This is a genomic window from Roseococcus sp. SDR (assembly GCF_019083995.1).
Classification (GTDB): domain Bacteria; phylum Pseudomonadota; class Alphaproteobacteria; order Acetobacterales; family Acetobacteraceae; genus Roseococcus.
Window position 1 is genome coordinate 144,274 of the sequence record NZ_JAHRCU010000007.1, and the last position, 24,787, is coordinate 169,060.

Here is a 24,787-nt window from a genome sequence, read left to right on the forward strand (position 1 = left end):
CGCGCGGATCAAAATTGGGACCATCCCAACGAATTGAGGAAGTCCATGCTGCGGCTGCTCCTGACCCTCCTGGTTCTTGCCCCCCTGGGTGCCGCCGCTCAGCAGGGCCGACCGGCCGCCGCACCGCCGCCGCCCTCCACCCCCGCGCCCGACACCACGGGCGATGCGAACTGCAATGAGCAGGTGCGGGCCTGGCGCGCCTGCATCGCCGCCTCGAACAAATCCACGCCCGAGAAGAACACGGCCTATGCCGAGGTGAACCGCTTCATCAACGATGTGCGCAACGCCACCGGGCAGAACCGCGTCGGGCTCTCACGCGCCTGTGTTCCCACCAGCGCCGGGTATCGCCGCATGCTGGCCGAGGGCGCCTGCGCGCGTGGGCAGACCGGGCTCTATGACGACCTGCGGCAGACCAACACGCCGGCGCCCGCTATACGGCGCTGACCTTCACCTTCTTCCCCTCATCCGCCGCGCGCCAGAGATACCAGGCGGCGATGCTGCGAAAGGGCTTCCAGGCCTCGCCGATCGCGGCGAGTTCGCGGGGCTTGGGCTGCGCCTCCAGCTTGTTCAACAGCTTCCAGCCCTCGCGCACGCCGAAATCATCCACTGGCAGGATGTCGGTGCGGCCGAGGGTGAAGATCAGCAGCATCTCCACCGTCCAGCGCCCCACGCCGCGAATGGCGACCAGGCGCTCGATCAGCGCGGCATCGGGAATGGAGGCCGCCTCCTCCAGCGTCGGCACCAGGCCCTCGCGCGTCTTCGCCGCGATGTCCTGGATCGCCAGCACCTTGGAGCCGGAGAAGCCGCAGCCGCGCAGCGCCTCGGGCGGGAGGGCCAGCACGAACTCGGCCGGGGGGAAGCCCTCGCCCTCATGCAGGGCGCAGAAGCGGTTCAGCATCGCCTCCGCCGCGCGGCCATGCACCTGCTGGTGGGCGATGGCGCGCACCAGCGCCTCATAGGGCTCGCGCTGCAGGGGCACGAGGGTGCAAGGGCCGATCCGCTTGACCAGCGGCTTCAGCGCGGGGTCCTTCGCCAGCAGGCGTTGGGCTTTGGTCCAGTCGGACATGGCGTCACCTCATGGCGATCAGGGCCAGCGTGCCACAGAGCATCACCAGCGCGATGGATGGCAGCATCAGCCGCCAGACTTGCACCGGCCGCGTGCCATCGGCCAGCAGGGCGCAGAGCATGGCCGTGCCCGCGATGCTCATGCCCGCGCCCGCGGCACCCGCGAAATTGTGCAGCGCGGGGGCGAGCAGCACGGGCAGCCCCAGCACCTGGCCGAGGGCGGCCTGCACCGGCATCAGCGCGGCATTGGCGCCCACATTGCTGCCGGTGATGAAGCCCGAGACGAAGCCGAGCGGCACGATGGCATAGGCGGCGAGATCGCCCTTGCCCTCGATCAGCGCGGTGGCCAGGGCAAGGGCCACCCCGCTGCTGGCGAGCCAGCGCCCGAGCGTGACATAGAGCAGCATGGCCAGGGCCGGCTTCTGCGCGCGTTTGAGTGCCGCCGCCGCGCGTGACACGCCATCCCGCCGCGCCAGCAGCAGCCCGCCAGAGACCAGCCAGAGCACGACGGCCACATGCGTCATCGGAAAGGCGGGCAGTTCCGCGAAGGGGCGCAGCGCCGGAGGGTCGGGCACCAGCCGCGCGCCGAGAAGGGCGGCCGTCAGCAGGAGGTAGGGCCAGCTCATCCGCAGCGCGGCGCCGAGGTCACGCGGGGGGTCGGCGCGCCACAGCGCCCAGATGGTGACAAGGCCCGAGGCGACGACGCCGATCACCTCGAAGGGGAGGATGGGGTGCAGTGCCACCAGCAGCACCGCCAGCACGGCCAGCATCAGCGCCTGCATCGCCTTCTCGCGCCCGGTCACCACCACGCCGGCCATGGCCTGAAGCCACCACATCACCGGCGTGAGCAGGATGATCCAGGCGGCATTGGGCCAGGCGGTCAGCGCCACGGCCTGCTGCGCCGGCACGCCCGCCAGGACGGCACCGAGCGAGGTGCCAGGGCCCAGCCCGCCCCATGGCACCATGACCAGCCCCTGGAGGGAGAGGGCGATGGCGGCCGCACCGCCCACCCCCATGGCGCGCAAGGCGGCCAGCGCGAAGACGGCGCCGACGGCGAAGCCCGTGACGGATTCCAGGAAGCAGCCCATGGGCAGCGTGACCGCGAAGATTCGCGCCGCATTAGCCTCGCGCGGCGCGGCATCGGCCGTCTGCTGCACGGCCGCATGGAACAGCAGCCCGCCGGCCACCACGGCCATCGGCTGCAAGGCCAGGAAGGCGGCGCGCAGCGTGGCATCGGCCAGGAAAGCGGGCAGACCCGCATCGGCGGGCAGGGTGAGCGCGATCGCGGGGATGGCCAGGGCCAGCGCCACGCCGCAGGCGGCGAGCGGCCCCATGCGGCCCGTGGCGAGCAGGAGCAACAGCGCCAGCAGCGGCGCGGCTTGCAGGAGCAGGGTCACCGCCGGCGCGCCTCGCTGACGGTGATGATCACGGCGCCGCTGAGGATGATCAGCGCACCCAGCCAGGTCCAGCCATCCGGCACCTCGCCGAAGAGCACCCAGCCGAAAGCCGCGATGACGACGAGGCGCAGATATTGGAAGGGGGCGACCGCGCTCGCCTCGCCCGCGCGCAGCGCCTCGGTCACCAGCCAGATGATGCCGGGCGTCACCAGGCCGAAGACGGCGAGGATCAGCAGGTCCACGACGCCGATGGGCTGCCAATAGGCGATGGCGAAGGGCGCCACGCAGGCACTGGTGATGATGCCCACCCAGGCCAGCACGGTCTGCGTGCTCTCGGTGCGCGAGAGGCTGCGCGAGGTGAGCGTGATGCCGCACCAGGAGAGCGCGGCGGCGAGCGCCACCAGCGCGCCCAGCAGCGGGATGTCGGTGCCGGGCCGCAGCATCACCGCGATGCCGACGAAGCCCAGCATCGTGCCGGCCCAGCGCGCCGCATCCACCCGCTCGCCCAGCACAGGACGGGCCAGGATCGTGGTGAACATGACGTTGGTGAAGGAGAGGACGGTGGCGGTGGTGAGATCGAGGAAGGCGAAGGAGAGGAAGTAGAAGCCCCAGGTGGCGGCGGAGCAGCCGCCGCGCAGCAGGTGCATGCCCAGCCGCTGCGTGCGGAACACGGCGAGCCCGGCCGCCAGGATCAGCGGCAGCACCCAGATGAGCTGGCCGATGGAGCGCGCGAAGAGCTGGGTGGTGACGGGGATGCCGCGGTCGCTCATCCAGCGGATGAAGAGCGCCTCCGTGGCGAAGAGCACACCGCCCAGGGACATGAGGATCGCACCCCTGAGATTGCCGGGCAGGGCCGCGAAACGGGTTCTCATGCTGGGATGGTGCGGCCGTCCCGCTTGCGAGGCAACGCCCATGGGCGCATTTTCAGGGCCAAAGAGGGAGACGACGCATGACGGCCTATGATGCCGCGGTGGCGCAATGGCGCAACGACCCCGAGGGGTATTGGCTGAAAGCCGCCGAGGGCCTCGCCTGGAGCCGGCCACCGAGCCGCGCGCTGGATGCATCCCAGGGCCTCTTCGGTCGCTGGTTCGCCGATGGCATTCTGAACACCTGCCACAATGCGCTGGACCGCCATGTGGAGGCCGGACGCGGCGCGCAGACGGCGCTGATCTATGACAGCCCGATCACCGGCGCCCAGGCGGAGATCTCCTACACCGAATTGCGGGACCGAACCGCGCGGCTGGCCGGCGCGCTCGCCGCGCGGGGCGTCACGAAGGGCGACCGCGTCATCATCTACATGCCCATGGTGCCGGAGGCGGCCATCGCCATGCTGGCCTGCGCGCGGCTCGGCGCCATCCATTCCGTGGTCTTCGGCGGGTTTGCCGCGGCGGAGCTCGCCGCGCGCATCACGGATGCGACGCCCAAGGCCGTCATCAGCGCCTCCTGCGGGCTCGAGCCGGGCCGCGTCATCGCCTACAAGCCGCTGCTCGATGCCGCCATCGGCATGTCGGCGCACAAGCCGGATTTCTGCGTGATCCTGCAACGGCCGCAGGCGGAAGCAGCGATGACCGCCGGGCGCGACTTCGACTACGCGGCGGAAGAGGCTGCCGGCGCGCCGCATCCTTGCGTGGATGTGGCCGCGACGGACCCGCTCTACATCCTCTACACCAGCGGCACGACCGGGAAGCCCAAGGGCATCGTGCGCGACAATGGCGGGCATGCGGTCGCGCTCCACCACTCCATGTCCATGATCTATGGCGTGCAGGCGGGCGATGTGTATTGGGCCGCCTCCGATGTCGGCTGGGTCGTCGGCCATTCCTACATCGTCTATGCGCCGCTGCTGGCGGGCTGCACCACCATCCTGTTCGAGGGGAAGCCGGTGGGCACGCCCGATGCCGGCACCTTCTGGCGCGTCTGCGCGGAGCATGGTGTGCGCCTGCTCTTCACCGCGCCCACCGCCATCCGCGCCATCCGCAAGGAGGATCCGGAGGCGGCGCTCATGCGGAAATACGACCTCTCCAAGCTGGAGGCGCTGTATCTCGCCGGCGAGCGTTGCGACCCGCCCACCGCGCTCTGGGCGGCGGAACAGCTCGGCATCCCCGTGGTGGATCATTGGTGGCAGACCGAGACAGGCTGGCCGATCACCGCGGGCTTCCGCGGCTTCGGGTTGTTCGAGCCGCGCCCGGGATCGGGTGGCAAGCCGACGCCCGGCTTCGATGTGCGCGCGCTGGATTCCGAGGGCAATGAGGTGCCGCGCGGCGAGAACGGCGCGCTGGTGGTGAAGCTGCCGCTGCCGCCGGGCTGCGCGCCCACGCTCTGGAACGCCGAGCAGCGCTACCGCGAGGCCTATCTCTCCACCTTCCCCGGCTTCTACGACAGCTCCGACGCGGGAATGGTGGATGAGGAGGGCTTCGTCTGGGTGATGGGCCGCACGGATGACATCATCAATGTGGCCGGCCACCGCCTTTCCACGGGCGCCATGGAAGAGGTGCTGGCCGCGCACCCCGATGTCGCGGAATGCGCCGTGGTGGGCATCGCCGATGCGCTGAAGGGCCAGGCGCCGCTCGGGCTCGTCGTGCTCAAGGCGGGTGCGGCGCGCGACGCCGACGACGTGGCGAAGGAGCTGGTGAAGCTGGTGCGTGACCGCATCGGCCCCGTCGCCGCCTTCAAGGAGGCGCGGGTGGTGCAGCGCCTGCCCAAGACGCGCTCGGGGAAGATCCTGCGCGCGACCATCCGCAAGATCGCCGATGGGGAGACCTATGCGGTGCCGCCCACCATCGATGATCCGCTGATCCTCGACGAGATCGCCGGGGTGCTGGGTCGATGATCGTCACCGAGCGCCACAACAACGGCGTGGCGGTGATCACGCTGGACCGGCCGGCCGCCCGCAACGCGCTGAGCATCGCGCTGCTGGAGACGCTGCGCGAGGCGCTCCAGGCGGCGGAGGATGCGCGCTGCGTCGTGCTGGCGGCGAATGGCCCGGCCTTCTCGGCGGGGCATGACCTGCGCGAGCTGACGGCGGCCCGTGCCGAGGCGGATGGCGGGCGCGCCTTCTTCGCCCGCACCATGGCGCTGTGCAGCCAGGTGATGCAGCAGGTGGTGAACCACCCGGTGCCGGTCATCGCCGCCGTCGAGGGTGTGGCCACCGCCGCGGGCTGCCAGCTGGTGGCGAGCTGCGATCTCGCCGTCGCCACGCCAGAGAGCCGCTTCTGCACGCCGGGCGTGGATATCGCGCTCTTCTGCTCGACACCCGCCGTCGCCGTCGCGCGCGCCATCCCGCGCAAGGCGGCGATGGAGATGCTGCTGACCGGCCGCTGGGTGCATGCGGAAGAGGCGCGCGAGCTCGGCCTCATCAACCGCATCGCCGAGGATGCGCGGGCCGAGGCGCTGACGCTCGCTTCCAGCATCGCCGCGCGCTCGCAAGTGACGGTGCGGATGGGCAAGCGGGGCTTCAATGCGCAATGCGGGCTGCCGCTCCACGAAGCCTATGACGCGGCGAGCGCCGTGATGGTCGAGAACATGATGGCGGCGGACGCGGAGGAGGGCATCGGCGCCTTCCTCGGCAAGCGCGCGCCGGTTTGGCAGGATAGATAACCCCATGGCCGCTTCCGATTACGATGCCCTTCCCCGCGTCGCCGCCAACCACCAGCCCCTGACGCCGCTGCTCTTCCTGGAACGGACGGCCGAGGTGTTTCCCGGCCATGTCGCCGTGGTCCATGGCGCGCTGCGCCGCTCCTATGCCGAGCTGCGCATGCGCTGCGTGAAGCTCGCGCATGCGCTGCACAATCGCGGGCTCGGGCGTGGCGATACGGTGGCGGCGCTGCTGCCGAACACGCCCGCCATGCTGGAATGCCATTACGGCGTGCCCATGGCCGGCTGCGTGCTGAACACGATCAACACGCGCCTCGATGCCGCGACCATCGCCTATATCCTCGATCATGGCGAGGCGAAGATCCTCATCGTCGACCGGGAGTTCGTGCCTGTGCTGCGCGCCGCGCTGGTGCAGTGCACGAGCAAGCCCACCATCATCGAGGTGAATGACAGCGAGGCGCCCTCGGACGACACGCTGGGCGGCTTGGATTACGAGGCGCTGCTCAGCGAGGGCAGCGAGGAATTCGCCTGGCCTTTGCCGCGCGACGAATGGGACGCCATCGCGCTGAACTACACTTCCGGCACGACAGGCAAGCCGAAGGGCGTGGTGTACCACCATCGCGGCGCGCAGCTGCTCGCCATCGGCAATGTGCTCTCGGCGGGAATGGGGCGGCATCCGGTCTATCTCTGGACGCTGCCCATGTTCCACTGCAATGGCTGGTGCTTCCCCTGGACCATCACGGCGATGGCGGGCACGCATGTCTGCCTGCGCGCGGTGCGGGGGCCGGCCATGTGGTCGCTGATCGCGGAGCACGGCGTGACGCATATGTGCGGCGCGCCCATCGTGATGGGCACGCTGCTGGCCACACCCGAGGCCGAGAAGCGCGCCCTGCCCGGCTCGGTCACCTTCGTCGTCGCCGGCGCGCCGCCGCCCGAAGCCGTGCTGGCCGCCATGCGCGCGGCGGGCTTCGCCGTGCTGCATGTCTATGGCCTGACCGAGGTCTATGGCCCCGCCGTCACCAATGAATGGCACGCCGACTGGAACAACGCCCCGCCCGCCGAGCAGGCGAAACTCATGGCGCGGCAGGGGGTGCGCTACGTGCCGCTGGAAGGCCTGGACGTGATGGACCCCGAGACCATGACGCCCATCCCGGCGGATGGCGTCGCGATGGGCGAGGTGATGTTCCGCGGCAATGTCGTCATGAAGGGCTATCTGAAGGACAAGCCCGCGACCGACGCCGCCTTCGCCGGCGGCTGGTTCCATTCGGGCGACCTCGCGGTGAAATATCCCGATGGCTACATCCAGCTGCGCGACCGCTCGAAGGACATCATCATCTCGGGCGGCGAGAACATCTCCTCCATCGAGGTGGAAGACGCTTTGTACAAGCATCCGGCGGTGGCGCTGGCCGCCGTGGTGGCGCAGCCGGACGAGAAATGGGGCGAGGTACCCTGCGCCTTCGTCGAGCTGCGGGCGGGGATGAGCGCGACCGAGGCCGAGATCATCGCGCATTGCCGCAGCATTCTGGCCGGATTCAAGGCGCCCAAGCGCATCCTCTTCCAGGAGCTGCCCAAGACCAGCACGGGCAAGATCCAGAAGCATGTGCTGCGCAGCGGGATCAGGGGCTGACGCGTTTTTCCTTGCGCGGCGCGACGCGGATCGCCACCTTCATGGGGTCAACAACCGAAAGGAGGTGATCCAGTGTCTCATTGCAGCATGGCCGACGCCGTTTCCGTGGCCTGGATGACCGCCCCTGTTGGGGTGCCTGGCTGACCGGCGGCGACGCCACACGCAATGCCTTGAATCGGGGCCCGGCGGAGCGATCCGCCGGGCCCTTTTTCATGCGGCGCGCGCCAGAAGCAGCGCACCCCACGTCATCCCTGCCCAGCCGGCGGCCGCGCCCCAGGCCACCATCGCCCGCGGCCAGAGCCAGACGGCGAGCGGGATGGCCTGCATGGCGTGGATGGCGAGAAAATGCGCCACGCGCAGATCCCCCGCCGTGAAGTTCCAGTAGAAGGGCGGCCAGCCTGCGGCATTGCTGCCGCCCGCCACCCAGGCCGAGCCCTGCCCGCCGATGGCAAAGCCCGTGACGCCACCCAGCACGCCCGTCAGGAGGAGGCCCAGCCCGGCCGCGAGGCGCGAGGGGCGCGGCACGGCGGGATTGCCGCGCCAGAGGATCATCAGCCCCAGCAGGGCCGCCCCTGCCACCAGCAGCGTGGCGCCCAGGCCCATCAGGGCATAGACCACCGCACCCATCCCATCGCGCGCGAAATGGGACGGCGCGCCCCAGGCCGCGCGCCAGGTGATCCAGCCCTGCTCGAACAGCGCCATGGCCAGCATCATCAGGACCACCGCGTGCGCGAGGCGCCCCGCCTGCTGCGCAGGCGAAAGCGCCGGCCAGAACCAGGCCAGCGTCCAGAACCAGGCAACGAAGGAGGCGGCGAATTTCGCCGGCTTCACCCAGACCGAGACGCCGTCGAACAGCCTTGGGTCCAGTGCTGCCAGCACGAGGCAGGCGAGCAGCCATGCGAGGGCCACCCAGCCGGCCCGCGCGAAATCCGGCTGCCGGCGATGCAGTTCCGCCAGCATGCTCATCGCACCACGCGTCGCAGGCCGAGGAAGATGAGCAGGCCCAGCGGCCCGAGCAGGAAGGTGGGCGGCAGGGCCAGCCAGAGGACCCAGCGCGGCAGCCCCTCCGCCGTCGCGCGCCGGGCCATCCAGGCGCCGAGGAAGAGATCGAAGGCCAGGTAATGCAGCCAGCCGGCCAGCAGCACCCAGGGCGAGGCGAAAAGCGCGGCCACGCCGGCCAGGCTGGAGAAGCCGCCCTCCGCCGACGGCATGGCGAAGGTCAGCACCACGCCATAGGCCAGCGCGAAGGTGACCGGCAGCGCCAGGCCACACAGCGCCCAGTTCACACCGCGCCGATGCGGGAAGAGCAGCAGCGCCACCCAGCCGGCCAGCGCCAGCGTATTGGCAAGGGTGAAGAGGGTCTCGGGCGTCATCGCGTGTCTGTCCAATGGTAAGTTGTCGATATCGCCGCGAACTGACCATTGTCAAGTTCCGGCTGCGGCGCGATACGGGTGGGCATGGCCGTCACCCCCAAGCCGCCCGGGCGCTTCCACCATGGCGATCTGCGCCGCGCCCTGCTCGATGCCCTGGCCGAGGCGCTTCGCGAGGATCCGCCCGAGGCGCTCTCCCTGCGGGACCTCGCGCGCCGGGCCGGCGTGGCGCATAGCGCCGCCGCGCCGCATTTCGGCGACAAGCGCGGGCTGCTGACCGCCTTCGCCACCGAGGGCTATCAGCGCCTCGCCACAGCGCAGCGCGCGGCCATGGCGGCGGCGGCGCGGGATCCGGCGGCGCAGCTCGCGGCTTCGGGCCAGGGCTATCTGGGCTTCGCGCGGGAGAATCCCGGCCATTTCCGCCTGATGATGCGGGCCGATCTGGTGGATGGCACAAACCCGGCCCTCTGCGCCGCGCAGGCAGCCGCCTGGCAGCCCCTGGCCGAGGCCATCGCCGCCGGCACGCCGCATCTGGACGCGGCCGAGCGCCATGCGCGCATGGTCCTCGCCTGGTCGGGCGTGCATGGCTTCGCGGCGCTGGCGGCCGAGCAGGCCGGGCCGGTGCTGGCGGGCGAGGCGGGGCTGGAAGCAGCGGAGGCGGCGCTGGTGGAGGGCCTGGTCGGCGCCTGCCTCAGGCCGTGAGCAGGCCGATCCGGTCTTCCTCGAAGACACCGCAGGTCAGCACGCCGCCGAAGACGGCGCCGGTGTCGAGGTTGATGCGGTTCTCGCGCAGATCGGCCACGCGCTCGCGCACGGGCGTGTGGCCATGCACGATGAAGGCGCCGTGATCGGCCTCGCTGTCGAGGAAGGCGCCGCGGATGCGCATCAGGTCATCGGGGGATTGCGCATCGAGCGGCACGCCGGGCCGCACGCCCGCATGGGCGAAGAAATAGGGGCCGACGCGGTGCGAGAGCGTGAGGCCGCGCAGGAAGGCGATGTGATGCGCCGGGATGCCGGTGGCCCAACTTTCGCGCGGGGCGTGTTCGGCCATTCCCCAGCTCACCAGGGCTTCGCGCCCGCCGTAATACATCCAGTCCGTGGCGCTGGGCGCATCGCCATCCAGCGCGGCGAGCAGCGTCGCCTCATGATTGCCGCGCAGGTTCACCACGGGACATGCGTCGAAGTTGATCGCCAGTTCGATGGCGCCCGCGCTGTCGGGCCCGCGGTCGATGAAATCGCCCAGATGGATGAGCAGCGCGCCGGAGGTGGGGTTTTCGGCTAGATCCGCGCGGATCAGCGCGTGAAGTTCGCGCAGCTTCTCCGCACACCCATGCACATCGCCAATGGCATAGACGCGCTTTCCCCGCGGCATGGCCACGGGCGACTTCAGCCATTTCATGGGCGGGAGGTGCAGGAACCTAAGGTTCCTGCCGGGGTCCAGGGGCAGCGCCCCTGGTTACCGCGCATTGGCGCTGGCATCCGACCGCGTATTCCCCACGCGTGCCGCGAGTGCGGCCGCCATGAAGTCATCCAGATCCCCATCCAGCACGGCCGAAGGATTGCCCTTCTCGAGGCCGGAGCGGAGGTCCTTCACCAGCTGATAGGGCTGCAGCACGTAGTTGCGGATCTGGTGGCCCCAGCCGATATCGGTCTTGCCGGCCTCGATGCCGTCGGTGATCGCCTCGCGCTTGCGGAGTTCCAGCTCGTAGAGGCGCGCCTTCAGCATTTCCATGGCGATGACGCGGTTGCGGTGCTGCGAGCGGTCCTGCGTCGACGCGGCGACGATACCCGTCGGGATATGCGTGAAGCGCACGCCCGATTCGGTCTTGTTCACGTGCTGCCCGCCGGCGCCGGAGGCGCGGAAGGTGTCGGTCTTGAGGTCGGCCGGGTTGATCTCGATCTCGATCTTGTCGTCGATCACGGGATAGACATAGACGCTGGCGAAGCTGGTCTGCCGCTTGTCATTGCCGCCGAAGGGGCTGATCCGCACCAGCCGATGGACACCGGTCTCGGTCTTGAGCCAGCCGAAGGCGTTGGGGCCGGTGACCTGCAGCGTGGCGGATTTGATGCCCGCCTCTTCGCCTTCCGACTGCTCGGTCACCGTCACCTTGTAGCCGCGGCGCTCGGCCCAGCGCATGTACATGCGCATGAGCATCTCAGCCCAGTCCTGCGCCTCGGTGCCGCCGGCGCCGGCATTGACTTCGAGATAGGCGTCGTTCCCGTCCGCCTCGCCCGAGAGCAGGCTTTCGATCTCCCGGCGCTTCGCCTCGGCGGCAAAGTTTTCGAGGTCCGCGACCGCGGCATCGGCCGTGGCCGTGTCATCCTCGGCCTCGGCCAGCTCGATGAGCTCGATCGCATCCGCCACGGCCTGTTCGAGGCGCTGCACGCCCTCGATCTGGTCCGCCAGGCGGGTGCGCTCGCGCATCACCTTGGAGGCTTCGGCGGCGTCATTCCACAGGGAGGGGTCTTCGGCTCGCGCGTTCAGTTCGGCGAGGCGGATGAGGGAGGCATCCCAGTCAAAGATGCCTCCTCAGCAGGGACACCGAAGCGGTGATCTGCTCTTGGAGCTGGAGGGCGTCTGCGCGCATGGCGGTTCAGTAGAGCCCGCCCAGCCCGCTGTCCACCCGGGCGGCCGCGCCCGAGCCCATTTCCGTCGGCATGGTGGCGGAATTTTCCGTCCCCGGCCGGAAGGCCTCCAGGATGGTCTCGCCGCGATCGGTCTGGATGCGGACCAGCGCCACGCCCGGCGGCGCGCGGAAGGGCACGGCGGGGCTGCCCTGCAGGGCGGCGGCCAGCACCTCGCGGAAGATCGGCGCGGCATTGGTGCCGCCGGTCTCGCCTTGGCCCAGGCTGCGCGGATCATCATAGCCGACCCAGACGGCGATCACGATATCCGGCGTGAAGCCGACGAACCAATTGTCCTTGTAGTCATCCGTCGTGCCGGTCTTGCCCGCGACGGGGCGGTTCAGGCCGGCGCCGGCGCGCGCGCCCGTGCCGCGCTGCACCGCGCCCTGCAGGATGCTGGTGATCTGGAAGGCGGCGATGGGGTCCGCGATCTGCCGGCGATTGTCGGTGAATCGCGGCGGCCCGCCCTCGGGGCCGGAAGAGCAGCCGGCGCAATCGCGGTTGCTGCTGCGCCAGATCACGCGGCCGCGCTGGTCCTGCACGCTGTCGATCAGCGTGGGCTCCACCCGCTTGCCGCCGTTGACGAAGCTCGCATAGGCCGCCGCCTGGCGCAGCACAGTCGTCTCGCCGGCGCCCAGGCTCATCGAGAGGAAGCGCGGCATGTTCTCGATCACGCCGAAGCGGGCGGCCGTCTCGCTCACGCGATCCATGCCGACCTCCTGCGCGATGCGGACGGTGACGAGGTTGAGGCTGCGCTCCAGCGCGTTGCGCATGGTGACATAGCCGCCGGAGGAGCCGCCGCCGTAATTGCCAGGCCGCCAGACGCCCTGCGGGGTGGCGATCTCGACGCCGCCATCCAGGAAGCGCTGGTTGGGCGGGATGCCCTGCTCCAGCGCCGAGATGTAGACATAAGGCTTGAAGGAGGAGCCGGGCTGCCTGAGCGCCTGGCTCGCGCGGTTGAACTGGCTGCGCTCGAAGCTCCAGCCGCCGGCCATGGCGAGAACACGGCCGGTGTTGGGGTCGAGCGCGACGACGGCGCCCTCCACATCCGGGATCTGGCGCAGCAGCACGCGGTCGGCGCGCGGCGCGGGCGCATTGCGCGGCGGCGTGGCGCCGGCGGCCGGTGCGGCGGCCGGCGCCGGCTCCACCATCACGACGTCACCCAGCGCCAGCACGTCGGACATGCGGCGCGGCGGGTTGCCCAGGCGCACGGGCTGAATGCCCTGGCTCGGCAGCACGGGGCGGGCCCAGGCCAGATCCTCCAGCAGGATGGTGCCGGTGCGCGGCTCGGCGGGGGCACGCGGGTTGGCGCGCTCGAACCAGCCCACGCGGGCGTCGCGCTCGCGCAGCTCGATCACCACGGCCTGGCGCCATTCAGGCAGCATGCCGGGCGGGCGGCCGAAAGCCTCCAGCGCGGGCAGCCATTCCGTCGCGCCATGGGCGCTCTTCGCCAGCGGGCCGCGCCAGCCGCCGCGGCGGCGGTCGAAGGCGAGCAACCCGTTGCGCAGCGCGACCTCCGTCGCGGCCTGGAGGGCGGGGTCGAGACTGGTGCGGACGACAAGGCCGCCGCCCTGCGTCTGCTCCTGCCCGAAGCGGGAGATCAGCTCGCGCCGCACATCCTCGGTGAAGTGGCCACCCACGGGGACGACTTCCGGCCGGCGGAAGGGGCGGGCCAGGATGGTCTCGGCGCGGGCGGTGGCGGCCTCCTCGGCCGTGATCACGCGGTCATCCACCATGCGCTCGAGCACCCAGTTGCGGCGGATGCGGGCCTGCTCGGGGAAGCGCAGCGGATTGTAGTTGTTGGGCGCCTTGGGCAGGGCCGCCAGGAAGGCCATCTCGGAGAGGCTCAGCTCCTCAAGCGACTTGTTGAAATAGGCCTGGGCGGCGGCGGCCACGCCATAGGCCTGGGCGCCGAGGAAAATCTCGTTCAGGTAGATCTCGAGAATGCGGGATTTGGGCAGGGCGTTTTCCAGGCGGATCGCCAGCAGCGCCTCGCGCGCCTTGCGCAGCACCGTGCGGTCGCTGCCCACCAGCATGTTCTTCGCCACCTGCTGGGTGATGGTGGAGGCGCCGACCATGCGGCGGCCCGTCCCGTATTGCTCGATATTGGTGATGATGGCGCGGATCACCGCCGCCGGGTCCACGCCGTGGTGGCTCTCGAAATTCTGGTCCTCGGCAGAGATGAAGGCCTGTTGCAGGCGGCGCGGGATCGCCTCGATCGGCACGAAGACGCGGCGCTCTGCGGCCAGTTCGGCCATCAGGCGGCTGTCGCCGGCATAGATGCGGCTCATCTGCGGGGGCGAGTAGTCGGCCAGCCAGCGATAGTCGGGCAGGCCAGCCTCCAGGCTGCGATACAGGCCATAGGCCGCGACCGCGCCGCCCAGCGCCAGGACGGCGGCCAGGATGAAGAGGCTGCGGATGAAGCCTCCGAACAGCCGGAAGGGCGGCCGCTTTTTGGGCGGCGGCGGGGGCGCGAGCTTGTCCGGCCGCGGCGGGACGACCGGGGCCTCGATGGCGGGCGGAGGCGTATTCATGCGCGCCCTCTAGCACAAAATCCGAACGAATCGCGCGCCTTCTGCGCGGGTCCGGGATGCGGCCATTCATATGGAGCGCAAGAAAGGTGAAGGCCACCTAGCTTGCGGCGTAATCTTGCTGCTACACACGCCGCTTCATTCGGTGCCCCTCGGGAGAACAAACATGGCCTGGACCCGGAGAATCTTCGCCCTGCTGGGGGCGCTTTCCTTGGCGACGCCCCTTCAGGCGCAACCCGCGGACCGGACCCTGAACATGGCGGTCGGCGCCCCGGTCACCTCGCTGGACCCGCATTTCCACCAGCTTTCGCCCAACAACGCCGTAGCGGCGATGATCTTCGACCGGCTGATCAACACCGATGGCCAGGCGCGCATGCAGCCCGGCCTGGCCGAGAGCTGGACGGCCATCGCGCCCGATGTCTGGGAGTTCAAGCTGCGGCGCGGGGTGCGCTTCCACAACGGCAATGAATTCACCGCAGAGGATGTGGTCTTCACCTTCCAGCGCGTGCCGAACGTGCCCAACAGCCCGTCCAGCTTCGCCGCCTTCGTGCGCCCGATCCGCAATGTGGAGGTGGTGGACAGCCACACGCTGCGCATCACCACCAACGGCCCCTATCCCCTGCTGCCGCAGGACATGACGAACCTCTACATCCTCGACCGCGAGACGCATCAGGGCGTCACCACCGAGGATTTCAACGCCGGCCGTGCCGCCATCGGCACCGGGCCCTACCGCATGGTCAGCCATCGCATGGGCGACCGCATCGAGTTCGAGCGCAACGAGCAGTATTTCGGCGAGCGCCCGGCCTTCGCCCGCGTGAATTACCGCATGATCACCAATGACAGCGCCCGCACCGCGGCGCTGCTGGCGGGCGATGTGGAGTTCATCGACCAGGTTCCCACGGCCGACCTCACGCGCCTGCGCGGCGATCAGCGCATCGCGATGAGCGAGGTGACGGGCCTGCGCCTGATCTATCTCAGCTTCGACCACCACCGCGATGAGGCCTCGCCCTTCGTGACCGACGCCGAAGGCCGCCCCATCCCGCGCAATCCGCTGCGCGACATCCGCGTGCGGCGCGCGCTGTCCATGGCGATTGATCGCCAGGCCATCGTGGACCGCGTGATGGAAGGGGCCGGCACGCCGACGGCACAGTTCTTCCCGCCCGGCATCTTCTCCTTCATCAATGACTTCCCCGCCCAGCGGCCGGACCCCGAGGGTGCGCGCCGCCTGCTGGCCGAAGCGGGCTTCCCGAACGGCTTCCGCATCACCCTGCATGGGCCGAATGACCGCTACCCCAATGACGGCCGCGTGATCCAGGCCATCGGCCAGATGTGGACGCGCATCGGCGTGCGCACGGCGGTCGAGGCGCAGCCCTGGACCACCTTCGTGGCCCGCGCCGGCCGTGGCGAGTTCTCCGCCTTCCTCATCGGCTGGGGCTCCAACCCCGAGGGTTCGCACCCGCTGCGCAACCTGATCGCGACGCCGGATCGCGAGCGCGGCTGGGGGGCCAGCAACCGCGGCCGCTACAGCAACCGCGCGATTGATGCCCAGCTGGAGCAGGCGCTGCGCGAGATCGACGATGCGCGGCGCGAGCAACTGCTGATCGCCGCCCAGCGCGCCGCCTTCGAGGATGTGGCCATCGTGCCGCTCTACATCCAGACCAATATCTGGGCGATGCGGCGGAACCTCCAGCATGCCTCGCGCGCGGATGAGCTGACCCGGGCACAGGATATCCGCCCCGCCGCGGCACGCTGACGACATGACCGTCTATCTGCTGCGGCGGATTTCCCAGTCGTTCCTCGTGCTCGTCGCGATGAGCATGATCGTCTTCATCGGCGTCTATGCCGTGGGCGATCCGGTGGAGATCCTGATCTCGCCCGATGCGGACCAGATGGAGCGCGAGCGCGCGATCCAGGCGCTGGGTCTCGACCTGCCGCTCTGGGAGCAATACGGCGTCTTCGTCTGGCGCGCCCTGCACGGCGATCTCGGCCGCAGCTTCGTCTACAATGAGCCGGCCTTGCAGCTCATCCTGCAGAAGATGCCGGCGACGCTGGAGCTCGCCTTCGGCTCCATGTTCATCTCGGTGCTGATCGGCCTGCCGCTCGGCATGTATGCGGGCCTGCGGCCGGAGAGCCCGGGCTCCAAGATGATCATGGCGGGCAGCATCCTCGGCTTCTCGCTGCCCACCTTCTGGGTGGGGCTCATGCTGATCATGGTGTTTGCCGTGCAACTGGGTTGGCTACCCTCCACCGGGCGCGGCGAGACGGCCTATTTCCTCGGCCTGCAATGGTCCTTCCTGACCGCCAACGGCCTCTCCCACCTCATCATGCCGGCGATCAACCTCGCTTTGTTCAAGATCAGCCTCGTCATCCGCCTCACGCGCTCCGGCGTGCGGGAGACGATGCTGATGGATTATGTGAAGTTCGCGCGCGCCAAGGGTCTTTCGCCCGCGCGCGTCACCTTCGTCCACGTCTTCAAGAACATCCTGATCCCGGTGGTGACCGTAGTCGGGCTAGAGCTCGGCTCCACCATCGCCTTCTCGGTGGTGACGGAGAGCGTCTTCGCCTGGCCGGGCATGGGCAAGCTGATCATCGACAGCATCAACGTGCTCGATCGCCCGGTGATCGTGGCCTACCTCATGATCATCGTGCTGATGTTCATCACCATCAACCTGATCGTGGACCTGCTCTATTCCGCGCTCGATCCGCGCGTCCGGCTGGAGGGCAAGGCATGAGCGACGTGACCATTGCCGCGCCCGCGGCCGCGCGCGAGGAGACGCCCTTCCGCCGCTTCGTCTCCGAATTCATGGCGAGCAAGATCGCCGTCGGCGGGCTGGTGGTCTTCACCATCATCGCGCTGCTGGCGATCTTCGCGCCCTGGATCGCGCCGCAGAACCCGTACGACCTCGCGCAGCTCGACATCATGGATGGGCGGCTGGAGCCGGGCGCCGTGGGCGGTTCGGGGATCGTCCATTGGCTCGGTACGGATGACCAGGGGCGCGACATGCTCTCCGGCATCATCTACGGGCTGCGCATCTCGCTCACCGTGGGCGTGGGTTCGGCGCTGATCGCCTGCCTCGTCGGCGCCTCGCTCGGGCTGCTCGCGGCCTATGCGGGCGGGCGGACCGACAGCGTGATCATGCGGCTGGTGGACCTGCAGCTTTCCTTCCCCACCATCCTCGCCGCGCTGATGATCCTGGCCTTCCTCGGCAAGGGCATCATGAACGTGGTCATCGCGCTGGTGATCGTGGAATGGGCCTATTACGCGCGCACCGTGCGCGGCTCGGCCCTGGTGGAGCGCCGGCGCGAATATATCGAGGCGGCGCAGTGCCTCGCCTTGCCCACCTCGCGCATCCTGTTCCGGCATCTGCTGCCCAATTGCCTGCCGCCGCTCATCGTGGTGGGCACCATCCAGATCGCGCGCGCCATCGCGCTGGAGGCGACGCTCTCCTTCCTCGGCCTCGGCGTGCCGATCACCGAGCCCTCGCTCGGGCTGCTGATCGCCAATGGGTACGAGTACATGCTGAGCGGGAAATACTGGATCAGCTTCTATCCGGGCATCGCGCTGCTGATCACGATCGTGAGCATCAACCTCATGGGAGATCACCTCAGGGACGTTCTCAACCCGAGGCTGAAGAAGTGATGGAAGAGAAAGAAAAAAGGCCTCCGGCGGCCGGGGCCGGGGGCCCCGGACCCCTTCCAATCAAATGGGGTCTGGGGCCTGAGGCCCCAGCCGCCGGAGGCTTTTTCTCATGACAACCACACTCGAAGTGCGGAACCTCCGCACGCATTTCTTCACCCGCGCCGGCATCGTGAAGGCGGTGGACGGCGTGAGCTTCACCGTGGGCCGCGGCAAGGTCATGGGGCTCGTGGGTGAATCCGGCTCCGGCAAGACCGTGACCGGCTTCTCCATCATCGGCCTGGTGGATCCGCCGGGCCGCGTGGTGGAGGGCGAGATCCTCTACCAGGGCCGCAACCTCGCCACGATCAGCGAGGAGGAGATGCGCCACCTGCGTGGCAACCGCATCGCCATGATCTTCCAGGATCCGATGATGACGCTGAACCCGGTGCTCCGGGTGGACACGCAGATGATCGAGACGGTCCTGGCGCATGAGAAGGTGAGCAAGGAGGAAGCCCGCCAGCGCGCGCGCGATGCGCTGGGCATGGTCGGCATCCCCTCGCCGGATGAGCGGCTGAAATCCTACCCGCACCAGTTCTCGGGCGGCATGCGCCAGCGCGTGGCCATCGCCATCGCGCTGCTGCACCGGCCGGAACTCATCATCGCCGATGAGCCGACCACGGCGCTGGACGTGACCATCCAGGGCCAGATCCTGGCGGAGGTGCAGAAGCTCGCCGCCAATACGGGCACGAGCCTGATCTGGATCACGCATGACCTTTCGGTCGTCGCCGGCCTCGCCGACGACATCGCCGTCATGTATGCGGGCCGCGTCGTCGAGGATGGCCCGGTCTCCGAAGTGCTGGACCGGCCGCTGCACCCCTACACCCATGGCCTGATCGGTTCCGTCCCCAGCCGCAACAAGCGGGGCGAGCCGCTGCGGCAGATTCCGGGCATGACGCCCTCCCTGCTCAAGCTGCCCGCCGGCTGCGCCTTCCGCACGCGCTGCCCGCGCGCGGATGAGGCCTGCCTGGCCGATCAGCCGCTGCGCGCGCTGCTGCCCGGCCGCCAGGCGCGCTGCATCCACCCGCATCTGGACGAGGTGCCGGCATGAGCGAGCAGCCCATCATCGAGCTGCGCGGCATCAGCAAGCGCTTCGAGAAGAAGCTCGACTTCGCCGGCAAGATCGCGAAGCGCCTCGGTGCCCCCGTGCGCGAGGAGGTCGTCCATGCGGTGGATGGCGTGAACCTCTCCATCCGCAAGGGCGAGGTGGTCGGCCTCGTGGGCGAGTCCGGCTGCGGCAAGTCCACGCTGGGCCGCGTCGTCGCCGGCATCATGCCGCCCTCCGAGGGCACGGTGATGTGGCGCGGCACGGATGTGAACGCGCTGACCGGGGCCGCGAAGAAGGAGGCGCAGCTCCGCGCCCAGATGATCTTCCAGGACCCCTACGCCTCGCTCAATCCGCGCATGAAGGTGCAGGACATCGTGGGCGAGGCGCCGCTGGTGCATGGCATCACGACGCGTGCGGCGTTCGATGAATATGTGGACGAGCAGATCCGCCGCGCCGGCCTCGATCCCGCCTTCAAGAAGCGCTACCCGCACCAGTTCTCCGGCGGGCAGCGGCAGCGCATCGGCATCGCCCGCGCACTCGCCGTGAAGCCGGAATTCATCGTCTGCGACGAGGCGGTGGCGGCGCTGGACGTGTCGATCCAGGCGCAGATCCTCAACCTCTTCATGAAGCTGCGCGCGGAGCTCGACCTCACCTATCTCTTCATCAGCCATGACCTCGGCGTGGTGGAGCATCTGAGCGACCGCGTGGTGATCATGTATCTCGGCCGCGTGGTGGAGCAGGCGCCGGCGGAGGAGGTCTTCGCGCGGCCGAACCACCCGTACACGTCCTCGCTGTTGTCGTCCGTGCCGCGGATCGAGGCGCGCAAGCGGGCCTTCGCGGTGGTGCAGGGCGAGATCCCCTCGCCGCTCAACCCGCCCAGCGGCTGCCATTTCCATCCGCGCTGCCCGCATGCGACAGAGCGCTGCAAGGTCGAAGTCCCGAAGCTGCGGGAGATCGCGCCCGGGCATTTCTCGGCCTGCCATCTGAATGGCTGACGCGGGGCGGCGCCTCGCGGTGCTCGCCCTGCTCGCGGGCTGCACCACGGCGCCGCCCGCATCCCCGCCGGAGGACCCTGTGATCCCGCCCTATTTCGCGCAATGGGAATCACCCGAGCTGGTGGGGGAATTTCTCGACGGCCGCGATGCGGCGACCGATCCGCGCTGGGCGGAATCCGGTGCGGCCGACATCGCCGAATATGCCCGCTGGGCCGAGCATCTCTGCGGGATGGCCTGCCTGAAGATGGCCATGGCCGCGCGCGGGCGGCATCACACGATCCATGATCTGCGCCGCGGCGTGCAGCCGCTCGGCGGCTATGTCGAGCAGCCGGATGGCGATATTCGCGGGCTGATCTATGTCGGCGCCGTGCGCTGGCTGAATGAGCGCGGGATCGCGGCGCGCATCGTGCTGGACGAGCCGATGCCGCGCCTGGCACCCGGCGAATTCTACATCGCCTCGGTCCATGCCGCGATCCGCACGCCGGAGGTGGAGCCGCCCCGCAAGGGCGGGCATCTCGTGCTGGTCTTCGGCACGGATGAGGCGGGACGCTGGCGCTTCCACAACCCCTCGGGCATTGGTGCGGCGCAGCAACGCGATGTGCGGCTTTCGCCCGAGACCTTCTCGCGCTTTCACGCGGATCGGGGCATCCTCATCCCGTTGTGAACCGCACCTCCGATCGCGCGCTCGTTCTCGGGACGGCCCTGACCCAGACCATCGGCTGGGGCACGCTCTTCATCCCCTTCGCGCTGATGGTGCAGCCGATGGAGGCGGCGCTGGGCTGGAGCCGGGCGGAGATCAACGGCGCCTTCACCATCGGCATCCTGCTCTCCGGCATCCTCGCCATCCCGGTCGGCCGCTGGGTGGACCGGCATGGCGGCCAGGCGCCGCTCGCCTGGGGCAGCGTGCTGGGCAGCGCCATGCTCGCCACCTGGGCGATGACGGATCAGCTCTGGCTCTTCTATCTCGTCTGGATCGGCCTCGGCGTGGCGCATGCGACGGCGCTCTGGGGCCCGGCCATGGCGGTGGTGGTGGCGCTGGCGAAGCAGCCCATGCGCGTCATCACCGCCATCACCTTCGTCACCGGCTTCGCCGGCACCATCTTCGTGCCACTGGTGGCCGGGCTCATCGCCGGCTTCGGTTGGCGCGGCGCGCTGTGGATCCTGGCCGCAGTGCAGTTGCTGCCGGCGGTGACGGCCTGGTGGCAATTCGCGGGGGCCCAGGCGCCGACGCCGCATGAGCGGCGCAACAGCGATGAGGCCTACCGCCGCACGCTGCGCCGCCCGGCCTTCTGGGGCCTCGCGCTGTGCTTCGCCGCGCATGCCTTCATCGGCGTCTCGCTCGGGGCGCATCTCGTGCCGCTGCTGCGCGAAGCCGGGCTGTCGGAGGCGAGCGTGATCCTGCTGGTGGCCCTGCACGGCCCCTTGCAGGTGGCGGCGCGCGCGGCCCTCTACGTCGCGGGTTCCCGCGCTTCGACGCGGTGGGTCGGGCTCGGAGCCATGCTGCTGCTGCCGATGGCGCTGCTCTGGCTGGGCGGCGCGCCGGCCGCCTTCGTCTGGCTGCTGCCCTTCGTCTTCTGCTGGGCAGTGGCGGATGGTCTGCTCACCATCGTCCGCGCCGCCGGGACCGCCGAAATCCTGGGGCGCGAGGGCTATGGCGCGGTGACCGGCGCGCTCAGCCTGATCGCCGTGCTGCCGCGCACCCTTGGCCCCATCACGGTCGCGCTCATCTGGGAGGCACAGGGCGGGTATGGGTCCGTCCCCTGGATTCTCGCCGCCGTGGGTGTGCTGGGCGCGGCGAGCTTCGTATTGGCCCTGAGGGACAAGGCTTGATGCGCGCGCTTCTCTTCCTGCTCGCGATGATGACACCGGCCCTGGGCCAGACACTCACCCTCTCCGGCGAGGCGCGCCTGGGTGATGACCGCCGCGCGGTGCGCTTCACCTTCCTCTGCTCGAACAATGCGGGCCCGCAGGTGACCGGTGTGCTGGGCCTGGAGCTCGCGATCCCGCGCCATGCCACGCTGCGCCCCCAATTCAATTTCGACGCCTTCGAGGGGCCCGATGCGCGGGCCGGGCGGCGAACCGCGCTGGAAAGCCAGGCCGGCGGCGCGGCGGCCCGGATGCAGGCGGAAGTCAGCGGCTCGATCGGCGTGGCGGAGGATGCGCCCTTCCAGTTCGGGCTTTACGCCGCCCGGCGGGGTGAGGTGGCGCGGCTCGGTGAGGTCGCGCGCCTGCTGGCGCCGCTGACGCTGGGGCAGGCACAGCTCAGCTGGACCCAGTGGCAGCCGCGCGGCCCGGCGATCGAGGCGCGGCTCCTGGTCTCCGCCGCGGATGCCACCCGCCTGCGGGCGCTGCTTGCTCCCTGCTTCCCGCGTTGAGCTTCAGCGGGCGGCCGTGCGGCGGATCGGCGTGCCGGGGAAGTTGCGGTTGAACTGGGCCTGGCGGGCGGCGCGGGCGGCACGGTCGGCGGCGGAGCCCGAGCCCTGGGCGGCGGTCATGCGCTCCAGGCTGGAGAAGTCCTGCGGCAGGTTCCAGGACTGGCCGTACACCACGCCGTTGGAGGAGATGCCCTGCGCGGAGGCGCTGCTGGAGAAGATCGCGGAAGCGGCACCCGCGAAACCGGCGATCATCAGGGCGGCGGCGGCGATGGTGGCGAAGCGGCGCATGGCGGTGGTCCTTCTTTCTCGGGGGCGGGAGGATGTCCCCCGCCGGTGAAGGAAGAATTACCGCCATGGCCTCAATAGGCGTGAGGCCGGGAAAACGATCTCGACGATAGGTAACGCCGATTACAGAGCGTTGGTCCAATCGGCCGGGACGAAGCGGAAACCATCGCCCATGCGCTGAACGAAGCCATTGGCCGGGAAGGGGAAATGATAGGCCGTCATGCGCGCGCGCTCACCCGCGATGCGGTTGAAGATGGCAATACGGCTCGCCGTCGCGGTCGGGCCGTCAATGTCGAAGATGCTCGTCCAGCCCGGATTGCGGAGGAAAAGTTCGGGGCGGGAGGCGGTGTCGGCCGTCACGAAGAGTTGATCGGCACCGTCGGCCACATGGAAGACGGTGTGGCCGGGCGTATGGCCATAGGCGGCGACCGCGCGCACGCCGGGCAGGATCTCGGCGCCGGCGGCGAAGCGCTCCACCTTGCCCTGATAGGGGCCGAAGCGGCGCGTGACATTGGCGAAGGTGCCGCGCTGGAATTCCGGCACGCGGCCGCTGTTCGAGGAATCGGTCCAGAAGGCCCATTCGACCTCCGGCACGAAGACCTGCGCATTGGGGAAGACGGCGGCGTTCTCGGCCGTGGTCAGGCCGGTGATGTGGTCGCCATGGAAATGGCTGACGAGGATGCGCGTGACGCGGGCCGGATCAATGCCGGCGGCGGCCAGGTTCTCGCGCATGCGGCCGGCGGTGGGGGCGAGCTGCCCGCCCGTGCCGCTGTCGAACATGGTCAGCCCGGCGGGCGTCTCCAGGAAGGTGACGATGAAGGGATTATCCAGCCGCGCGGTGGAGAGCATGGCATCGCGCAGCGCGCCCTCGACGGCCGCCTGGTCGGCATTCACGATCCAGCCGGTGCCGGGATTCTGGCGCGGCGCGAAGCCGTCCCACACGGTGGTGGCGAGGAAGCTGCCGACGCGGAAGCGATAGAAGCCGGGCGCCTGGGAGGGGGCGGGCGCAGGCGCGGCGGTCTGGGCCTGCGCGGCGCCGATCAGCGCGGGGGCGGCGAGCAGCGCGCCAGTGGCGGCCAGAAGATGGCGGCGGTCTGTCATGACATGTCTCTCCGAGAAGGGGTTGGATGTCTGGCAAGGCCGGCCGCGCTCTGGCCGGAGAGAGGCCCGCCCGGGCGATGCCGGGCGGGAAGGCGCGATCAGACGGCGCTGGACCAGTCGGCCGGGACGAAGCGATAGCCCTGGCCATCCCGCGTGAAGAAGCCGTTCGCCGGGAAGGGGAAGTGATAGCCCGTCACGCGCACGCGGTCCGTCGCCGCCATGTCGAGGATGCGGCGGCGGGTGGCGGCGGCGGCGTCGCCGTCGAAGTCGAAGACGATCTGCCAGTCGGGGCGGCGGGCCATCAGCTCGGGGCGGTTGGTCACGTCGGCCAGGAAGATCATCTGATCCGCGCCATCGCTGATGCGGTAGATGGTGTGGCCCGGCGTATGGCCATGCGCGGCGATGGAGCTGATCCCCGGAATCACCTCGCCGCCCGGCGTGATCTGGCGGACGCGGCCCTGATAGGGGCCGAAGCGGCGCGCCGCATTGGCGAAGGTGGGGCGCTGGCCTTCGGGGCTGCGCGTCGTGTTGCCCTCATCCGTCCACCAGGCCCATTCGGGAGCGGGGACAATGATCTCGGCATTGGGGAAGGCGCGGCCATTCTCGGCATTCAGCAGGCCGTTGATGTGGTCGCCGTGGAAATGGCTCTGGATCACGTGGGTGACGCGGGCCGGATCAATGCCGGCGGCGGCCATGTTGGCGATCATGCGGCCATTGGTGGCGCCGGCCGCCGTCACGCCGTTGCCGGCGTCGAAGACCACCAGCGTGTCGCCGCGCTGTGCGAAGGTGATGGTGAAGTTGATGGTCAGCGCATCGCCGGGCAGGAAGCTCTCGGCCATCACGGCCTGGACCTCGGGCAGCGGCGCGTTGCGCACGAAGCCTTCGAGCGGGCGGCGGAAGAAGCCGTCATGCACGGTGGTGACCAGCCAGCCGCCGACGCGGAAGCGATAGAAGCCGGGGGCCTGGGCCGCGGGGGCGGGGGCGGCGGCCTGCTGCGCGGCGGCCGGCAGCGCCAGCGCGGAGGCGAAAGCGGCGGAGCCGGCAAAGAGCATGCGGCGGTTGGACGCGATCATCTGATGATCTCCCTGGAGCGATCAGGGA

At 69.7% G+C, this 24,787-nt stretch carries 24 protein-coding genes; 13 read left to right on the forward strand and 11 right to left on the reverse strand.

The annotated features are described in order from the left end of the window. Positions 1-45 precede the first annotated feature (45 nt). On the forward strand, positions 46-444 hold the full coding sequence (locus KTR66_RS10155) for a hypothetical protein (protein WP_213612481.1): 399 nt from the start codon (positions 46-48) through the stop codon (positions 442-444). On the opposite strand, the gene KTR66_RS10160 is transcribed toward KTR66_RS10155, so the two are convergent. Genes KTR66_RS10160 through KTR66_RS10170 form a run of 3 tightly spaced genes read right to left on the reverse strand, consistent with a single transcriptional unit; the run spans position 431 to position 3,334 of the window. Then, on the reverse strand, positions 431-1,066 hold the full coding sequence (locus KTR66_RS10160; RefSeq protein WP_213612482.1) for a DNA-3-methyladenine glycosylase: 636 nt from the start codon (positions 1,064-1,066) through the stop codon (positions 431-433). The two genes, KTR66_RS10155 and KTR66_RS10160, sit on opposite strands and share 14 nt — an antisense overlap. Positions 1,067-1,070: 4 nt before the next feature. After that, positions 1,071-2,462 (reverse strand): L-lactate permease, encoded by a 1,392-nt coding sequence (locus KTR66_RS10165; protein ID WP_213612483.1) that lies wholly within the window; start codon positions 2,460-2,462, stop codon positions 1,071-1,073. Further along, positions 2,459-3,334 carry a DMT family transporter gene (locus KTR66_RS10170; RefSeq protein WP_249732002.1) on the reverse strand — a complete coding sequence of 292 codons (876 nt, stop codon included), beginning with the start codon at positions 3,332-3,334 and terminating at the stop codon, positions 2,459-2,461. Before KTR66_RS10170 ends, KTR66_RS10165 begins: the two co-directional genes overlap by 4 nt. 77 nt (positions 3,335-3,411) lie before the next feature. Between KTR66_RS10170 and KTR66_RS10175 the strand changes: the two genes are divergently transcribed. The 3 genes from KTR66_RS10175 to KTR66_RS10185 are packed head-to-tail and all read left to right on the forward strand — an operon-like array spanning position 3,412 to position 7,680. Beyond that, positions 3,412-5,289, forward strand: coding sequence for a propionyl-CoA synthetase (locus tag KTR66_RS10175; protein WP_213612484.1), 1,878 nt, complete (start codon positions 3,412-3,414; stop codon positions 5,287-5,289). Continuing rightward, on the forward strand, positions 5,286-6,056 hold the full coding sequence (locus tag KTR66_RS10180) for an enoyl-CoA hydratase (protein WP_213612485.1): 771 nt from the start codon (positions 5,286-5,288) through the stop codon (positions 6,054-6,056). Before KTR66_RS10175 ends, KTR66_RS10180 begins: the two co-directional genes overlap by 4 nt. 4 nt (positions 6,057-6,060) lie before the next feature. Next, on the forward strand, positions 6,061-7,680 hold the full coding sequence (locus tag KTR66_RS10185) for an acyl-CoA synthetase (RefSeq protein WP_213612486.1): 1,620 nt from the start codon (positions 6,061-6,063) through the stop codon (positions 7,678-7,680). Positions 7,681-7,890: 210 nt separating this feature from the next. On the opposite strand, the gene KTR66_RS10190 is transcribed toward KTR66_RS10185, so the two are convergent. Both KTR66_RS10190 and KTR66_RS10195 read right to left on the reverse strand, forming a co-directional pair. After that, positions 7,891-8,646 (reverse strand): hypothetical protein, encoded by a 756-nt coding sequence (locus tag KTR66_RS10190; protein ID WP_213612487.1) that lies wholly within the window; start codon positions 8,644-8,646, stop codon positions 7,891-7,893. Beyond that, positions 8,643-9,053, reverse strand: a complete 411-nt coding sequence (locus tag KTR66_RS10195; RefSeq protein WP_213612488.1) for an ABA4-like family protein — start codon at positions 9,051-9,053, stop codon at positions 8,643-8,645. The genes KTR66_RS10190 and KTR66_RS10195 overlap by 4 nt, the downstream gene beginning before the upstream one ends. Before the next feature lie 84 nt (positions 9,054-9,137). Between KTR66_RS10195 and KTR66_RS10200 the strand changes: the two genes are divergently transcribed. After that, positions 9,138-9,752: a TetR/AcrR family transcriptional regulator gene (locus tag KTR66_RS10200; protein ID WP_213612489.1), complete on the forward strand. Its 615-nt coding sequence runs from the start codon at positions 9,138-9,140 to the stop codon at positions 9,750-9,752. Here KTR66_RS10200 and KTR66_RS10205 read toward each other — a convergent pair. The 3 genes from KTR66_RS10205 to KTR66_RS10215 form a co-directional block, all read right to left on the reverse strand. Then, positions 9,742-10,449, reverse strand: a complete 708-nt coding sequence (locus KTR66_RS10205; RefSeq protein ID WP_213612490.1) for a metallophosphoesterase family protein — start codon at positions 10,447-10,449, stop codon at positions 9,742-9,744. The genes KTR66_RS10200 and KTR66_RS10205 overlap by 11 nt on opposite strands. A 57-nt stretch (positions 10,450-10,506) precedes the next feature. Beyond that, a protein-coding gene (gene prfB, locus KTR66_RS10210) for a peptide chain release factor 2 (RefSeq protein ID WP_213612491.1) occupies positions 10,507-11,638 on the reverse strand; the annotation gives its coding sequence in 2 pieces (ribosomal slippage) (positions 10,507-11,568 and positions 11,570-11,638; 1,131 coding nt in all). 6 nt (positions 11,639-11,644) lie between these two features. Next, complete coding sequence (locus KTR66_RS10215; protein WP_213612492.1) at positions 11,645-14,209, reverse strand: penicillin-binding protein 1A; 2,565 nt, start codon at positions 14,207-14,209, stop codon at positions 11,645-11,647. A gap of 163 nt (positions 14,210-14,372) precedes the next feature. Here KTR66_RS10215 and KTR66_RS10220 point away from each other — a divergent pair, with 163 nt between their 5' ends. The 8 genes from KTR66_RS10220 (at position 14,373) to KTR66_RS10255 (ending at position 22,300) form a co-directional block, all read left to right on the forward strand. Then, positions 14,373-15,959, forward strand: coding sequence for an ABC transporter substrate-binding protein (locus KTR66_RS10220; protein ID WP_213612493.1), 1,587 nt, complete (start codon positions 14,373-14,375; stop codon positions 15,957-15,959). A gap of 4 nt (positions 15,960-15,963) precedes the next feature. Continuing rightward, a complete protein-coding gene (locus KTR66_RS10225) occupies positions 15,964-16,938 on the forward strand; it encodes an ABC transporter permease (RefSeq protein ID WP_213612494.1) in 975 nt (324 codons plus the stop codon). Further along, on the forward strand, positions 16,935-17,846 hold the full coding sequence (locus KTR66_RS10230) for an ABC transporter permease (RefSeq protein WP_213612495.1): 912 nt from the start codon (positions 16,935-16,937) through the stop codon (positions 17,844-17,846). Before KTR66_RS10225 ends, KTR66_RS10230 begins: the two co-directional genes overlap by 4 nt. A 109-nt stretch (positions 17,847-17,955) precedes the next feature. Beyond that, positions 17,956-18,933, forward strand: a complete 978-nt coding sequence (locus KTR66_RS10235) for an ABC transporter ATP-binding protein (protein WP_213612496.1) — start codon at positions 17,956-17,958, stop codon at positions 18,931-18,933. Continuing rightward, positions 18,930-19,925 carry an ABC transporter ATP-binding protein gene (locus KTR66_RS10240; protein ID WP_213612497.1) on the forward strand — a complete coding sequence of 332 codons (996 nt, stop codon included), beginning with the start codon at positions 18,930-18,932 and terminating at the stop codon, positions 19,923-19,925. The genes KTR66_RS10235 and KTR66_RS10240 overlap by 4 nt, the downstream gene beginning before the upstream one ends. Beyond that, positions 19,918-20,589 carry a hypothetical protein gene (locus tag KTR66_RS10245; protein WP_249732003.1) on the forward strand — a complete coding sequence of 224 codons (672 nt, stop codon included), beginning with the start codon at positions 19,918-19,920 and terminating at the stop codon, positions 20,587-20,589. Before KTR66_RS10240 ends, KTR66_RS10245 begins: the two co-directional genes overlap by 8 nt. Next, a complete protein-coding gene (locus KTR66_RS10250) occupies positions 20,586-21,755 on the forward strand; it encodes an MFS transporter (protein WP_213612498.1) in 1,170 nt (389 codons plus the stop codon). The genes KTR66_RS10245 and KTR66_RS10250 overlap by 4 nt, the downstream gene beginning before the upstream one ends. Beyond that, positions 21,755-22,300 (forward strand): hypothetical protein, encoded by a 546-nt coding sequence (locus KTR66_RS10255; protein ID WP_213612499.1) that lies wholly within the window; start codon positions 21,755-21,757, stop codon positions 22,298-22,300. The genes KTR66_RS10250 and KTR66_RS10255 overlap by 1 nt, the downstream gene beginning before the upstream one ends. A 3-nt stretch (positions 22,301-22,303) precedes the next feature. Here KTR66_RS10255 and KTR66_RS10260 read toward each other — a convergent pair whose 3' ends face one another. The 3 genes from KTR66_RS10260 to KTR66_RS10270 all read right to left on the reverse strand — a co-directional run bounded on the left by KTR66_RS10260 (position 22,304) and on the right by KTR66_RS10270 (position 24,759). After that, positions 22,304-22,588 carry a hypothetical protein gene (locus tag KTR66_RS10260; protein WP_213612500.1) on the reverse strand — a complete coding sequence of 95 codons (285 nt, stop codon included), beginning with the start codon at positions 22,586-22,588 and terminating at the stop codon, positions 22,304-22,306. Between the two features lie 120 nt (positions 22,589-22,708). Continuing rightward, a complete protein-coding gene (locus KTR66_RS10265; RefSeq protein WP_213612501.1) occupies positions 22,709-23,686 on the reverse strand; it encodes an MBL fold metallo-hydrolase in 978 nt (325 codons plus the stop codon). 98 nt (positions 23,687-23,784) lie between these two features. Continuing rightward, positions 23,785-24,759: an MBL fold metallo-hydrolase gene (locus KTR66_RS10270; protein WP_213612502.1), complete on the reverse strand. Its 975-nt coding sequence runs from the start codon at positions 24,757-24,759 to the stop codon at positions 23,785-23,787. Positions 24,760-24,787 lie beyond the last annotated feature (28 nt).

Bases quoted from the DNA above. Each gene is read 5' to 3' on its own strand.
- KTR66_RS10160 (WP_213612482.1), bottom strand. From the start codon at position 1,066: ATGTCCGACTGGACCAAAGCCCAACGCCTGCTGGCGAAGGACCCCGCG.
- KTR66_RS10205 (WP_213612490.1), bottom strand. From the start codon at position 10,449: ATGAAATGGCTGAAGTCGCCCGTGGCCATGCCGCGGGGAAAGCGCGTC.
- KTR66_RS10220 (WP_213612493.1), top strand. From the start codon at position 14,373: ATGGCCTGGACCCGGAGAATCTTCGCCCTGCTGGGGGCGCTTTCCTTG.
- KTR66_RS10235 (WP_213612496.1), top strand. From the start codon at position 17,956: ATGACAACCACACTCGAAGTGCGGAACCTCCGCACGCATTTCTTCACC.
- KTR66_RS10230 (WP_213612495.1), top strand. From the start codon at position 16,935: ATGAGCGACGTGACCATTGCCGCGCCCGCGGCCGCGCGCGAGGAGACG.
- KTR66_RS10245 (WP_249732003.1), top strand. From the start codon at position 19,918: ATGGCTGACGCGGGGCGGCGCCTCGCGGTGCTCGCCCTGCTCGCGGGC.
- KTR66_RS10200 (WP_213612489.1), top strand. From the start codon at position 9,138: ATGGCCGTCACCCCCAAGCCGCCCGGGCGCTTCCACCATGGCGATCTG.
- KTR66_RS10255 (WP_213612499.1), top strand. From the start codon at position 21,755: ATGCGCGCGCTTCTCTTCCTGCTCGCGATGATGACACCGGCCCTGGGC.
- KTR66_RS10215 (WP_213612492.1), bottom strand. From the start codon at position 14,209: ATGAATACGCCTCCGCCCGCCATCGAGGCCCCGGTCGTCCCGCCGCGG.
- KTR66_RS10195 (WP_213612488.1), bottom strand. From the start codon at position 9,053: ATGACGCCCGAGACCCTCTTCACCCTTGCCAATACGCTGGCGCTGGCC.
- KTR66_RS10240 (WP_213612497.1), top strand. From the start codon at position 18,930: ATGAGCGAGCAGCCCATCATCGAGCTGCGCGGCATCAGCAAGCGCTTC.
- KTR66_RS10180 (WP_213612485.1), top strand. From the start codon at position 5,286: ATGATCGTCACCGAGCGCCACAACAACGGCGTGGCGGTGATCACGCTG.
- KTR66_RS10225 (WP_213612494.1), top strand. From the start codon at position 15,964: ATGACCGTCTATCTGCTGCGGCGGATTTCCCAGTCGTTCCTCGTGCTC.
- KTR66_RS10265 (WP_213612501.1), bottom strand. From the start codon at position 23,686: ATGACAGACCGCCGCCATCTTCTGGCCGCCACTGGCGCGCTGCTCGCC.
- KTR66_RS10190 (WP_213612487.1), bottom strand. From the start codon at position 8,646: ATGAGCATGCTGGCGGAACTGCATCGCCGGCAGCCGGATTTCGCGCGG.
- KTR66_RS10270 (WP_213612502.1), bottom strand. From the start codon at position 24,759: ATGATCGCGTCCAACCGCCGCATGCTCTTTGCCGGCTCCGCCGCTTTC.
- KTR66_RS10155 (WP_213612481.1), top strand. From the start codon at position 46: ATGCTGCGGCTGCTCCTGACCCTCCTGGTTCTTGCCCCCCTGGGTGCC.
- KTR66_RS10260 (WP_213612500.1), bottom strand. From the start codon at position 22,588: ATGCGCCGCTTCGCCACCATCGCCGCCGCCGCCCTGATGATCGCCGGT.
- KTR66_RS10175 (WP_213612484.1), top strand. From the start codon at position 3,412: ATGACGGCCTATGATGCCGCGGTGGCGCAATGGCGCAACGACCCCGAG.
- KTR66_RS10170 (WP_249732002.1), bottom strand. From the start codon at position 3,334: ATGAGAACCCGTTTCGCGGCCCTGCCCGGCAATCTCAGGGGTGCGATC.
- KTR66_RS10185 (WP_213612486.1), top strand. From the start codon at position 6,061: ATGGCCGCTTCCGATTACGATGCCCTTCCCCGCGTCGCCGCCAACCAC.